At 69.3% G+C, this 9,479-nt stretch carries 25 protein-coding genes; all 25 read left to right on the top strand.

Annotated elements, in window-relative coordinates:
- Positions 1-106 precede the first annotated feature (106 nt).
- The gene (locus tag BMW85_RS49410; protein ID WP_177240578.1) at positions 107-271 is read left to right on the top strand and encodes a hypothetical protein; all 165 of its coding nucleotides are present in this window, start codon (positions 107-109) and stop codon (positions 269-271) included.
- Positions 272-379: 108 nt separating this feature from the next.
- Positions 380-664: a hypothetical protein gene (locus tag BMW85_RS09520; RefSeq protein WP_091079507.1), complete on the top strand. Its 285-nt coding sequence runs from the start codon at positions 380-382 to the stop codon at positions 662-664.
- 78 nt (positions 665-742) lie between these two features.
- Complete coding sequence (locus BMW85_RS09515; protein WP_091079504.1) at positions 743-1,039, top strand: hypothetical protein; 297 nt, start codon at positions 743-745, stop codon at positions 1,037-1,039.
- A gap of 57 nt (positions 1,040-1,096) precedes the next feature.
- Positions 1,097-1,306 carry a hypothetical protein gene (locus BMW85_RS09510; protein WP_143082177.1) on the top strand — a complete coding sequence of 70 codons (210 nt, stop codon included), beginning with the start codon at positions 1,097-1,099 and terminating at the stop codon, positions 1,304-1,306.
- Positions 1,300-1,518, top strand: coding sequence for a hypothetical protein (locus BMW85_RS48240; protein WP_143082176.1), 219 nt, complete (start codon positions 1,300-1,302; stop codon positions 1,516-1,518). The genes BMW85_RS09510 and BMW85_RS48240 overlap by 7 nt, the downstream gene beginning before the upstream one ends.
- 37 nt (positions 1,519-1,555) lie before the next feature.
- Positions 1,556-1,930 (top strand): hypothetical protein, encoded by a 375-nt coding sequence (locus BMW85_RS09505; RefSeq protein ID WP_091079499.1) that lies wholly within the window; start codon positions 1,556-1,558, stop codon positions 1,928-1,930.
- Between the two features lie 70 nt (positions 1,931-2,000).
- Complete coding sequence (locus BMW85_RS09500) at positions 2,001-2,381, top strand: hypothetical protein (RefSeq protein ID WP_091079496.1); 381 nt, start codon at positions 2,001-2,003, stop codon at positions 2,379-2,381.
- A 95-nt stretch (positions 2,382-2,476) separates the two neighbouring features.
- The gene (locus BMW85_RS48235) at positions 2,477-2,809 is read left to right on the top strand and encodes a hypothetical protein (protein WP_143082175.1); all 333 of its coding nucleotides are present in this window, start codon (positions 2,477-2,479) and stop codon (positions 2,807-2,809) included.
- Positions 2,796-3,074 (top strand): hypothetical protein, encoded by a 279-nt coding sequence (locus BMW85_RS09490; protein WP_091079492.1) that lies wholly within the window; start codon positions 2,796-2,798, stop codon positions 3,072-3,074. Before BMW85_RS48235 ends, BMW85_RS09490 begins: the two co-directional genes overlap by 14 nt.
- Position 3,075: 1 nt before the next feature.
- A complete protein-coding gene (locus BMW85_RS09485; RefSeq protein ID WP_091079490.1) occupies positions 3,076-3,267 on the top strand; it encodes a hypothetical protein in 192 nt (63 codons plus the stop codon).
- The gene (locus tag BMW85_RS09480) at positions 3,260-3,541 is read left to right on the top strand and encodes a hypothetical protein (RefSeq protein ID WP_091079488.1); all 282 of its coding nucleotides are present in this window, start codon (positions 3,260-3,262) and stop codon (positions 3,539-3,541) included. Before BMW85_RS09485 ends, BMW85_RS09480 begins: the two co-directional genes overlap by 8 nt.
- Positions 3,542-3,754: 213 nt before the next feature.
- Positions 3,755-3,985 carry a hypothetical protein gene (locus BMW85_RS09475; protein ID WP_091079486.1) on the top strand — a complete coding sequence of 77 codons (231 nt, stop codon included), beginning with the start codon at positions 3,755-3,757 and terminating at the stop codon, positions 3,983-3,985.
- Positions 3,982-4,179 carry a hypothetical protein gene (locus BMW85_RS09470; RefSeq protein ID WP_091079484.1) on the top strand — a complete coding sequence of 66 codons (198 nt, stop codon included), beginning with the start codon at positions 3,982-3,984 and terminating at the stop codon, positions 4,177-4,179. Before BMW85_RS09475 ends, BMW85_RS09470 begins: the two co-directional genes overlap by 4 nt.
- The gene (locus tag BMW85_RS09465; protein WP_091079481.1) at positions 4,172-4,606 is read left to right on the top strand and encodes a hypothetical protein; all 435 of its coding nucleotides are present in this window, start codon (positions 4,172-4,174) and stop codon (positions 4,604-4,606) included. Before BMW85_RS09470 ends, BMW85_RS09465 begins: the two co-directional genes overlap by 8 nt.
- A 40-nt stretch (positions 4,607-4,646) precedes the next feature.
- Positions 4,647-4,778 carry a hypothetical protein gene (locus BMW85_RS51850; protein WP_281249561.1) on the top strand — a complete coding sequence of 44 codons (132 nt, stop codon included), beginning with the start codon at positions 4,647-4,649 and terminating at the stop codon, positions 4,776-4,778.
- A complete protein-coding gene (locus tag BMW85_RS09460; protein WP_143082174.1) occupies positions 4,775-4,999 on the top strand; it encodes a hypothetical protein in 225 nt (74 codons plus the stop codon). Before BMW85_RS51850 ends, BMW85_RS09460 begins: the two co-directional genes overlap by 4 nt.
- Complete coding sequence (locus BMW85_RS49405) at positions 4,992-5,147, top strand: hypothetical protein (RefSeq protein ID WP_177240577.1); 156 nt, start codon at positions 4,992-4,994, stop codon at positions 5,145-5,147. Before BMW85_RS09460 ends, BMW85_RS49405 begins: the two co-directional genes overlap by 8 nt.
- Positions 5,147-5,362: a DUF6011 domain-containing protein gene (locus BMW85_RS52490; protein WP_091079476.1), complete on the top strand. Its 216-nt coding sequence runs from the start codon at positions 5,147-5,149 to the stop codon at positions 5,360-5,362. Before BMW85_RS49405 ends, BMW85_RS52490 begins: the two co-directional genes overlap by 1 nt.
- Entirely contained in the window at positions 5,359-5,523 is a 165-nt protein-coding gene (locus tag BMW85_RS49400) for a hypothetical protein (RefSeq protein WP_177240576.1), read from the top strand. Before BMW85_RS52490 ends, BMW85_RS49400 begins: the two co-directional genes overlap by 4 nt.
- A complete protein-coding gene (locus BMW85_RS09450) occupies positions 5,520-6,047 on the top strand; it encodes a hypothetical protein (protein ID WP_091079474.1) in 528 nt (175 codons plus the stop codon). The genes BMW85_RS49400 and BMW85_RS09450 overlap by 4 nt, the downstream gene beginning before the upstream one ends.
- Positions 6,044-6,490 carry a DUF6221 family protein gene (locus BMW85_RS09445; RefSeq protein ID WP_091079472.1) on the top strand — a complete coding sequence of 149 codons (447 nt, stop codon included), beginning with the start codon at positions 6,044-6,046 and terminating at the stop codon, positions 6,488-6,490. Before BMW85_RS09450 ends, BMW85_RS09445 begins: the two co-directional genes overlap by 4 nt.
- Positions 6,478-6,669 (top strand): hypothetical protein, encoded by a 192-nt coding sequence (locus tag BMW85_RS09440; RefSeq protein ID WP_091079470.1) that lies wholly within the window; start codon positions 6,478-6,480, stop codon positions 6,667-6,669. Before BMW85_RS09445 ends, BMW85_RS09440 begins: the two co-directional genes overlap by 13 nt.
- A 182-nt stretch (positions 6,670-6,851) precedes the next feature.
- Positions 6,852-6,992, top strand: coding sequence for a hypothetical protein (locus BMW85_RS49395; RefSeq protein ID WP_177240575.1), 141 nt, complete (start codon positions 6,852-6,854; stop codon positions 6,990-6,992).
- Between the two features lie 154 nt (positions 6,993-7,146).
- The gene (locus tag BMW85_RS09435) at positions 7,147-7,980 is read left to right on the top strand and encodes a hypothetical protein (protein ID WP_091079467.1); all 834 of its coding nucleotides are present in this window, start codon (positions 7,147-7,149) and stop codon (positions 7,978-7,980) included.
- 63 nt (positions 7,981-8,043) lie between these two features.
- Positions 8,044-9,459 carry a hypothetical protein gene (locus tag BMW85_RS09430; protein WP_091079466.1) on the top strand — a complete coding sequence of 472 codons (1,416 nt, stop codon included), beginning with the start codon at positions 8,044-8,046 and terminating at the stop codon, positions 9,457-9,459.
- The last annotated feature ends 20 nt before the right edge of the window (positions 9,460-9,479 follow it).

Here is a 9,479-nt window from a genome sequence, read left to right as displayed (position 1 = left end):
ACAACATGGTGACGGTGAAGCGAGTAGGCCACAGAAGGCTTGACGACTAAGCCAGATCTGGTAGTTTCGAGTCATCAGCAAGGGACGCCACACCAGGGAGACCGAGATGAACGCCAGCCTCGCCGCCAAGATCCTCCTGATCGACAACCCCGCCATGACCCTCCAGGACCTGCAGGCCGCGGCCGACAGCCTGGCGCTGGACCCCAAGGCCGAGGACGCGTTCTGGGCCGGAGCCCGCGAGCAGGCCCCCACCCTCTACCCCGGCTGGTAGCAGCCTCAGGGCCCCTCCGGGGGCCCGCCCCTCTGCCTGTACCGGTCCGCTCGGGTTCGACTCCCGAGACAGGCGCAAAGACCCGCCCCTTCGATCAAGGAGACCGACATGACCACCATCGAGCTCGCCGCCGCCGCCGAGAAGGCCATGGACGCCCTCACCACCCGCCTCAACGACCAGCCCTCCGACAGCCCCGAGGTGGTCGAGAAGCTGAAGGGCATCGTCCACGGTGTCCTGCTCGCCCTCGGCGCGGCCCTGCCCGAAGACGCCGGCGACACCGCCGAGCAGGCGCGCGAGGTCATGGACACGCTGCTGCAGCCCGCCGTCGGCGCCCTCGACGACCTGGCGGAGGCGCTGCGCGACGACGAGTACCAGCGCACGATCGCCGCCTGACCCGCCCCCTCCCGGTCCCGGTGTCCCGTACCGGGACCGGACACCGACCCCAACCCCCCGACGACCAAGGAGCCGGAGATGACGAACCCAGAGCACGTCAACGTCACGATGTCGCGCGACGGCGTCGAGCGGATCACGCTCCGGGTCGAGTTCCGGATGTCACGCGACGACATGGTGACTGCGCTGGCTGGCTTCGCAGTCGGGGTGCGGGATGCCGAGCTGGACGACCTGCCGCCGCGTGAGGCGCTGACCATCGTCAGACGCCTCCTCAGCGCTGACGCCGGCCTGGTGCGCGACTACAACGTCTCAGAGTCGCCCCGTGAACGCGCTTGGGCGGAGCGGCAGGTTGCTCGCTTCTGGCCCGCCGACGCCTGACCGTCTTCTGGGCTCCGGGCTCTGCCCGGAGCCTCCCGTCCCGACTTGGAGATCGACATGCCGAAGGATCTTCGCCTTCCCCGAACGATGCCCGTGCTGGAGAACGGCGTCCACTACGGGCTGGTACTTCACTACGCCGACTTCAAGCTTCAGGCCGTGTGGAGCGCGACCGGCACTCCTGAGACCGGCCCGATGTCGCTGGCGAAGACCCGCAGGTGGCTGGCCGAGCACGGCTACACCTGCCACGAGCTGCCCCCTCAATGCTGAACGGAACCCCGATGCTCGCCTACGTCCCCCGCTCGCCCCGCCAGTTCGTGGACCTGTTCGTCGAGGGTCTGCGGTCTCTGTTCCGCCGACCCCGCCCGTCCGTTCGCTGCGGCTCTTGCGGGGAGCCTCCGCAGGGCCGTCCTGCCGCCCCGGACGCGCTGCGGTGCCGGGACTGCGGCAACCCGCTGGCCGGGCTGTTCCCGGCCGCCTGACCGCATCTGCTTCCTGCCCGACCCAGAGGAGACCCCGATGGCCGCCACCGCCGACGCCGCCCAAGCCCGAGCGATCCTCCGCGAAGACCAGCCGCTCAACCCCGCCGAGCAGGCCGCTGTCGACGCCCTCAACGAGCGCCGGTGGGTGCTGTGGCACGCCGACGACTACAGCCTCGGCGTGATCCTGCTCCTGTCACGCGCCGGCCTGCTGCGGGACGCCGCCCAGGAGCAGCACGAGGAGCGGAGCCTGGCCGTCAATGCTCGCCTGACTGCGGAAGCCCGCCGAGCGGACGCGGCCCGCATCTCCACTCTGGACACGGCGATCAGGCAGGCGTGCGACCGGCTGTCCGCAGGCGAAGATCCGGCCGTAGTGGCGGCATGGCTGAAAGAGGTCCGCGCCCGAACTGTTTGACGGCACCGCCGCCGATACCGGCCCGGTTCTCACCGGGCCACCCAACCCGATCTTGAACGGAGCGTCCCCGATGAGCGCGACCATTGCCACCAAGCCGGAACTGCCCGAACTCCACGAGAACGCCGTCGCCGTGTCCGCGTTCCGAGCGCTGCCGGACGGCGACGGACGCCAGTACACCGTCAGCGAGCCCGTCGACTCCTCCGACCCCAAGCGGGTCATCCGCCGCTCCCTGCGGAGGGCGTGGGCGATCGGCTTCGTCCGCCCCACCACCCACGAGGACGGCCCGTGCGACTGCTACGCCGTGCTCGACATCCTCGACGCCAACGACGACATCGTGCAGGACTTCTGCATCCCGACCGCCCGCGCCTTCCGCTGGTGGTACCGGCTTCTCGGCCTGCGCGTCGTGGACGTCGAGGCGGAGGTCAGGAAGTACTACGCGGCGAAGGATTGACCCCCAGCCCTCTCCCTCCCGGTACCGGCCGGGACAGCGTTCGGAGCGCAGAGAGGGCGCTCGAACCCCGAGACCTCAACGACAAGGAGGCAGCGATGCCTGAGATCCCCGAAGGGGCCGTACAAGCCTGCCCGTGCGTCTGCCACGGCGACCATCCGGGCGTAGAGCATGTGCGCGCATGCTGCCCGTACTGGGATGGACCGCTGGGCTGGCACGTGGGCGAGTCCCTGTCGCACATCGAAGCGCGCACACGCCGCAAGGTAGCCGAGGAGATCCGCGCCATCGTCGCCGACGACGGCCCGTACCCGATGGACGCCTGGAGGGCGTTCAAGTCCCGCCACAAGCGGCTGGTCACAGGGGACAGCGTCGTGGCTGTGCTGCTCGCGGTCGCCGACGAGATCGAGGGAGCGGCCCATGACCCCCGCTGAGCTGATCGAGAAGGCGCTGCGGGAGCACCTGAGACTCCGTCTCGGCAAGCGGGCCTTGACCGACGCCATGCTCGACAAGCCGATCATGCTGTCCGGCCGGGAGGCCGAAGAGGGGGCCAGAATCGCCCTCGACGCATTGGCCGGCGCAGGGCTGGTCGTCGTCTCCGCCGAAGATCTGCGCGCCTACCTGTACCGAGGAAGCGACCTGAAGCGAGAGGTGGAGGCGATGAACCGTCTCCGCGCCGCTCTGCCCGAGGAGGGCTGACATGGCCAGGAACGATCTGTACTTGAGCATCCTGAAGAGTGAGGCTCGCAGACACAAAGGCAAGGCCGCCTGGGCACTGGATCAAGGGATGTCACGGTTGGCCAAGATCCATCAGAAGCAGGCCGACGACGCGCTCCGCGAGCTCGCCGACTCCTACCAAGCCGCCCTACCCGAGAGGAACGACCATGCCTGACCCCGCCGTCGTCTACATCGCCGAAGTGATCTGGTTCAGCGAGAATCCCGTGGACGGACGCAAGCGCATCGCCGTGGGTGCCAGTCTCGACGCCGCCCTGAACGCTCTCAGCAGTCACGACATCTTCGGCGGCGACCTTGTGGCCACGGAGATGACGGAGGGGAGCGCACTCGGCACCAACGGCGCACGCACGTGGGCTGTGCACGAGCGCGACGAAGAGCCCAGCGATGAGGGCGCACTGTGGATTACCGAAGAGCAGGTGCGGCATGGTTGACGACCTCCGCCCCTGCCCTCGCGCCGCCCTTCACACTCCCGCCCCTTCCGGCTACCTGGCGTGGCACGAGTGGGCGGAAGCCATGTCCCGTACCCACCGTCAGCGCTCCTGCCCTGGCTGCGGTCGGGTGTCCGTCTAGGAGCCGACCATGCCGACGTGCGCTCTGCCCCCAACCGGGTGGGCGTGCGTCTCCCTCAACGAGAGGATCACCCTTTGAACCCCTTCGACCCTGGCCTGATCCCCCTCTCGTACTTCGAGGTCGAGTGCGACGGGTCCGCCTGCGGTTCCGGACCTGTCGGCTGGCACACCCACCCCGAGCAGCGCGGCAGGGAGCCGTTAGGGCGGGTGCGGGTCACCGAGGGCAGGCGAACCTACCTGACGGACGTGCGTCCACTGCCCGAGGTTGATGCTCTGTCCCTGGCGGTCCGGGAGCTGGTCCTGTGAGTCACGACCTCCGCCACCCAACAGACAGCACCCTGGCGGCGCTGCGCTCCTATCGGCGCCGCCAGCAGGCGCAGAACCGGCGTCTCGCAGATCTGCGAGATCGCCTCGCCCTGGTGGTCGCCGAGCGTCGCACGGCCTGGCTGGACATGCTGTACGGACCCGAAGAGACCGAGGAGCCTGACGACGATGAGTGACGACCTCCGCCAGCGCTACGCCGAAGCGCTCGCCGCGAAGTTCACCGAGCCGGTCTACCGCTGCGACCGGGACGGCGAGAACGAGCGGGTGGAGAAGCCCGAGCCCGCCGACCGGATCGGGCAGACGCCGTACGTCATGGTCACCGCAGGGGATGGGTGCCGCTCGTTCTGGACGCCGTCATGTGCGGAACTGGCCGAGGTGGTCGCCGCCGTACGAGACGAGGAGATGGAGCGGCTCCGCGAGGCTGAGGCGACCATCGCCCGCGTTCGGCAGTTGGCCGACGTGTACGAGTTGAACGCCGAAACCGCGACTCGCGCGAGCGCGAGGAACTGGTTCGATTTGGTCGCCGGAGAACTCCGGGACGCACTCGACCCGCCGCCGGACCTGCTGGACGAGGAGGAGACTGGACGGCATGACCAACCCTGACGGAGCCAGTACCAGCGGCGCACCCGAAGGAGGAGGCGACGTGCTTGAGGACGACTACCGCCCGCCGGAGTCTCCCGAGGAACAGCTCCTCGCGAAAGCGTGGGCGTACGCTCTGCCTCTACTCGGGCAGCGGCTCATGGAGCGACAGGAAGCCGCCGAGGAGGAGACGTGACCATGCCCGCTTGGCTCGTCTACGGAGTGCTCGCATTCTCTTTCGCTGCACTGGTGTTCTCCTTCCACACTCTCTGCCAGGTGCGACGCTCCGCACGGGAGACGATCGCGAACTGGAAACGCGCCGAGGAGTCATGGAAGGCAGCCGAACGGGACTGGGTCAAGGTCGCCCAGATCAACAAGCAGATCGCCGAAACGGCGAGGAGCCGCCGCCGTGGATGAACTCGCTCTCGCCCTCGACCTGCTCGTGATCGCCTTATGGGCGCTGGTCGGCATCCCGCTCGCGGCGGTGTGCTGGCGTGCCTTGCGCAGAGTGGACAGGCTCCTGAAGGAGACCGAGGCTGCGCTGGACAGGCACCGGGAGCGGTAGTGGACCTGCTTGACCTCGACGCCCCACCCCTCCCGGTCATGAAGTGCCGGGCAGGGTGCGGCAAGAAGTTGTGGGACCCGGAATCCCGCCGTCTCGGGTACGGGCCTGACTGCGCCGAACGGCTGGGGATCACCACCCCTTCGTCGCCCCGCTTCTCGAAGCGCGACGGGGGAGACTGCGACGGACAGACCGACCTCCTGGAAGGTGCGACATGACCACGACGACCACACGTCACGACCGCTGGATGGCAGCCCACGAAGGCCACGAACTGGCCAGCGACGTGGTGGACGGACACCACCTCACCCTGTGCCGCACCTGCAATGAACTCAACTGCCGTGACTGCTGCCCTGAGAGCAACGGCGAGGCGACGCCATGACCGCGCTGGACGCCCTCTACCAGCTCGTCGCCGAGGGCAAACACATCCCCCTCCCCTGTAGCGGCATCCACACCGAGTCCCGCCGCCCCTGCCAGATGCCAGCGAAACGGCTGCTCGTCGCAGGCTGCGTCCACGAACACCTCGGCTTGTTCCTCATCTGCGCCGGCCACGACGCCGAGCAGGACCAGAACTGCCACGAATGCTGGGCGGCTGGCCACGAGTGCGACATGGCCGAGATCGTGAACCCGCCGGTGGATGTCGAGGCGTGGCTGGCCGACCTGATCAGCCCTGCCGACCCGGAAGGGGTCGACATGGCGGAGTGGCGCGAGTTCGTGCGCGCCCACCTGCACGACCTAGTGCCCGCCCGCCTGCGGACCCTCAACGCCACCTGCGACTCGTGCGAGCGCTGCACCTGGAACCCCGGCCCCGACTGCGGCAAGGGCGATCACCCCCACTGCCCTCGTTGCGGACACTGCACCTACCGGCACACAGAACAGACCGCAGAGACGGGAGCGGCCTCGTGACCTCCGACATGCTGTCCTGGACACGCCAGCAGATCGAGCACCGGAAGTCGCTCGCTGAAGAGGCGCACGGAGCCTCATGGGAGGTCCGCGGACGACTCTCCGAACGCCCAGACGGCGGCGCTGATGACCTCGTAGCTGTAGTGGACGCCGAGGACGGGACCGAGCTGTTCGGCGTCGCCCTGCCCAGCCCTGGAGTGGACGAGGACGACCTGGCGCACATCGCGTTCAACGACCCGCAGCAGATCATCACCGACTGCCAAGCGGACCTGGCGATCCTCGACGACCACGAGGGCAGCCACGAATGCGCCGGCGTGGACGACAACTGCATGTGGATCCTGGACGGGGACTGCCCTACCGTCCGCCGTATCGCCAGCCGCTACCGCCACCGTCCCGGATACCTTCCCGAGTGGGCTCCAGAGAGGACCGACCGATGCCCTTCGTAGCGCCGATCCGCACCTACTCGACCACGCACGGCTGGGCCGACAGCCTGCTCGTCCTCGAAGACCCCGCCGTAAGCGTGTGGGACGAGGAACGGCAGTGCTTCCTCGCCGCGCCCAGCGACGAGCCTGTGGTGATACTGCACTTCGGAGAGCCCTACGAGACCCCAGACGCCAGATGGTGACGGACCACGAGTGCAAGCCGCCGCTCGGCGCTGGCACCCCCATAGCGTGGCGCTGCCCCGACTGCGGCATGCTGTGGGAAGCACTCCCGCAACAACCGGCCGAGCACGCCGAGCCTCCGGCGCCTGCTCAGTGGGAGCCGGACTCCCCACCATGGGCAGAACGACCCTTACCCAAGGGCGGGGTGGCCGTCGCGGTCGCCCTCGTCAGCATCGTCGTCCTTCCACTATTCCTGCAAGACTGGCAGCCCGCCCTCGCCGCCGTGCTGGCCGTGCTGGGGCTGATGATCCTTGCCGGATGGTTTTGGCTGATCGTGCGGAAGTGAGACAATCGCGGACAGAACACGAACGCCTGCATGCGCGATACTCTCCGTGAACGCGAAAGCGGCCCTCCGCACCACCGGAGAGCCGCCTCGACCTCGCCCGCCCCTGCAGCCACAGAAGCCTCCCGCTAGCGTACCGACCTCGGGGGAGGCCCACGTGTCACGCCGATACTGGATTCACTCAGCTCCGGACGACTACACCGAGGATGGCCAGCGGGAGTGCGCCCGCGGCGACCGCTGCTCAGCACCGCGCCTCTCCGACGAGAGCGGCCGTACAGTCCGCCTCCCGGCGCTCACCTACCAGGCGTTCTGCCCCCAGGACCGGAACGCGATCAGCAAGGCGCTCAACGACCTGCCCGAGCTGTTCGTGCGCGTCCACCAGCGGCTCGACAAGACCTTCCAGGCCGTCGCAGGCGGCCCCATCGTCGCCGTCTCCAAGACCGCCCCGGTGCCGCTGTCCCTCGCCGCCGACGAGTTGCTGCGACTGATCCTCGCCACGCTCGTCTCCTGGGAGGAGCGGGTCCGTACCGTCGCCCGGCTGAAGCCTCTCGACACCGCCACGTCCCGCCGGCGCCGCGACGGCGTCGTGTTCTCGCAGTCGTGGACGATCCTCGCCGCCCACCTGGACGCGCTGCTCGCGCTCGGCGCCGAACCGATGCTCCGCGACGGCGAGTTCGTTGACCTGGACGGGGCCGACGCCGGCCTCGACCTGCTCGACCTCGCCCACCGGTGCAGGCGCTTCCTCACCGACACCAAGCAGCCGAGCAGGCACCTGTCCGGGGTGTACTGCGACTGCGGCTATCCGGAGTTGTTTGAGCTGCTGGACGACGACGGGCAGCCCGCGGGGGCGCGGTGCCGGCAGTGCCGGGCCGAGTACGACGCCGAGCAGTACACCGACCTGACGAGGGCGCGCGTAGAGCCGGTCAAGTCCTACAGGCGGCGGCCTCTCCAACCGGCAGGCCGGGACGACCACACCAGCCGGCGCGCCTGAAACCCCTTCGCGCCCGGCTGCGCGGCCGGGCTACCCTCGCCACACCAACCCTGGAGCCCCCAGATGACGAACAAGCCGCTGCTCGAACTGCACCGCTCCCTCGACCGTCGCCTGCGCCCAGAGGACGTCGCAGACCTGATCTCGCTCGCCCTGGACGGTTCGCTCTCGACTCCGGAGCGGTTGACCCTGGACCGGGCCGCGGCGCACTCGTACCGGCGCCTCGGCTGGGTGTCGTCCATGACGGAGGAGTTCGCCAAGCCGCAGGATGGCGCATACCAGCTCGCTGCGGTCGCGCGGCTGTTCGACCGTCAGGAGTGGGCCGAGCGCGACCCTGGCGACCCGGTGTCCCTGGCCGAGGTCGCCCAGCTCGCCGGGCAGGAGATCGGCTGGAGCCCGGACCGGGCGGACTTCAAGCACGACCGGCTCGACCGCGCCGCCCGCCGGGAAGCGGGCATCGACGTGCCCAAGCGGCAGTACAACCGCCGATTCCGGGCGCTCGGGCGGCTCGCGGCCAAGGCGGGCAGGCTCGGCGACGGCCAGGAGATGCGCCGGCTGCTGCTTGTCGGCCGGAGCGGGTTCGCGGCGACCATCACCGAGGAGAGGTTCGTCGCCGACCCTGACGCGGCCTGCTTCGTCGCCTATTTCACCGCGCGGCGGAACCTGCGCCGGCAGTTCAGCCTGAACGGCAGGGGCAACCCGTTCGACGACGTGGCGCAGATGCTGCTGGCCCGGTGCGAGGCAAACCCGGACACCGACTGGGCGATGATCGCCGTCGTGTACGCCAAGCCGTCCGTTCTGGCCCGGCTCGCCGACGCCGAGCGTGGAGAGATGCTGGGCGCCTGGTATGCGGTGATGCGGCAATGCGCCGACCGGCTGGAGCGGGTCTGGCAGACTCGCCCGCTCAACCGCATGTCGATGGTGGTGCGCCGCGGCGACGACTCGTCCACGTGGAACACCGTCGCCCAGGCGTACAACGCGGCCCGCGCCGGCTGGCTGGCCTGCCTGCAGTCGATGGGCGCCCTGCCGCTGCTGGACGCAGCATGTCCTGGCAAGGTGATGCGGCTTATGGCAGCGGACTTGGCGTGGTGGCATCGCAGCACGGGCGGCGACGTCGATCCGAACACGAAGGTGTGGGCGTCGCTGCCGCTGCCGTGGGAGGTGCTGTCCGGGCTGGTGACGTGCACCCGCGCCGACGTCGAGCAGGCGTGCGCGGAAGCGGGCCTTGACCCGGCGGAGACGGGCTGGACCGCCAGCCCTGCCAAGCACCGTGTGGCGGCGTTCAAGCCGACGCCGGAACTCGTGCACGGGGTGACGGTCGCCGACCCGGTGTGGGCGTCGCTGCTGCGCCGCGCGGGCGTATTCAGCGGCAAGCAGGTCAAGCCGGACCTGGTCGAGCATGCCGCACACGGTCTCGCGGCGGGCGTGGTCGTCTCGGATCTTCCGTCTCGTCCGCTTTCAGGTGGCGGGCACACGCCCTGATGCGCGATGATGGTGGCAGC

It is taken from the genome of Nonomuraea wenchangensis, from assembly GCF_900111685.1.
Taxonomy (GTDB): domain Bacteria; phylum Actinomycetota; class Actinomycetes; order Streptosporangiales; family Streptosporangiaceae; genus Nonomuraea; species Nonomuraea wenchangensis.
Note: the sequence above shows the minus strand (reverse complement) of the source record. Positions and strands in the feature narration are given on the sequence as shown.

Excerpts from the sequence above, each read along its gene's own strand:
- BMW85_RS09510 (WP_143082177.1), top strand. The coding sequence starts at position 1,097 with ATGCCGAAGGATCTTCGCCTTCCCCGAACGATGCCCGTGCTGGAGAAC.
- BMW85_RS48235 (WP_143082175.1), top strand. The coding sequence starts at position 2,477 with ATGCCTGAGATCCCCGAAGGGGCCGTACAAGCCTGCCCGTGCGTCTGC.
- BMW85_RS09480 (WP_091079488.1), top strand. The coding sequence starts at position 3,260 with ATGCCTGACCCCGCCGTCGTCTACATCGCCGAAGTGATCTGGTTCAGC.
- BMW85_RS09485 (WP_091079490.1), top strand. The coding sequence starts at position 3,076 with ATGGCCAGGAACGATCTGTACTTGAGCATCCTGAAGAGTGAGGCTCGC.
- BMW85_RS48240 (WP_143082176.1), top strand. The coding sequence starts at position 1,300 with ATGCTGAACGGAACCCCGATGCTCGCCTACGTCCCCCGCTCGCCCCGC.
- BMW85_RS09515 (WP_091079504.1), top strand. The coding sequence starts at position 743 with ATGACGAACCCAGAGCACGTCAACGTCACGATGTCGCGCGACGGCGTC.
- BMW85_RS09430 (WP_091079466.1), top strand. The coding sequence starts at position 8,044 with ATGACGAACAAGCCGCTGCTCGAACTGCACCGCTCCCTCGACCGTCGC.
- BMW85_RS09465 (WP_091079481.1), top strand. The coding sequence starts at position 4,172 with ATGAGTGACGACCTCCGCCAGCGCTACGCCGAAGCGCTCGCCGCGAAG.
- BMW85_RS49400 (WP_177240576.1), top strand. The coding sequence starts at position 5,359 with ATGACCACGACGACCACACGTCACGACCGCTGGATGGCAGCCCACGAA.
- BMW85_RS09520 (WP_091079507.1), top strand. The coding sequence starts at position 380 with ATGACCACCATCGAGCTCGCCGCCGCCGCCGAGAAGGCCATGGACGCC.
- BMW85_RS09500 (WP_091079496.1), top strand. The coding sequence starts at position 2,001 with ATGAGCGCGACCATTGCCACCAAGCCGGAACTGCCCGAACTCCACGAG.
- BMW85_RS09440 (WP_091079470.1), top strand. The coding sequence starts at position 6,478 with ATGCCCTTCGTAGCGCCGATCCGCACCTACTCGACCACGCACGGCTGG.
- BMW85_RS09450 (WP_091079474.1), top strand. The coding sequence starts at position 5,520 with ATGACCGCGCTGGACGCCCTCTACCAGCTCGTCGCCGAGGGCAAACAC.
- BMW85_RS09505 (WP_091079499.1), top strand. The coding sequence starts at position 1,556 with ATGGCCGCCACCGCCGACGCCGCCCAAGCCCGAGCGATCCTCCGCGAA.
- BMW85_RS09490 (WP_091079492.1), top strand. The coding sequence starts at position 2,796 with ATGACCCCCGCTGAGCTGATCGAGAAGGCGCTGCGGGAGCACCTGAGA.
- BMW85_RS49410 (WP_177240578.1), top strand. The coding sequence starts at position 107 with ATGAACGCCAGCCTCGCCGCCAAGATCCTCCTGATCGACAACCCCGCC.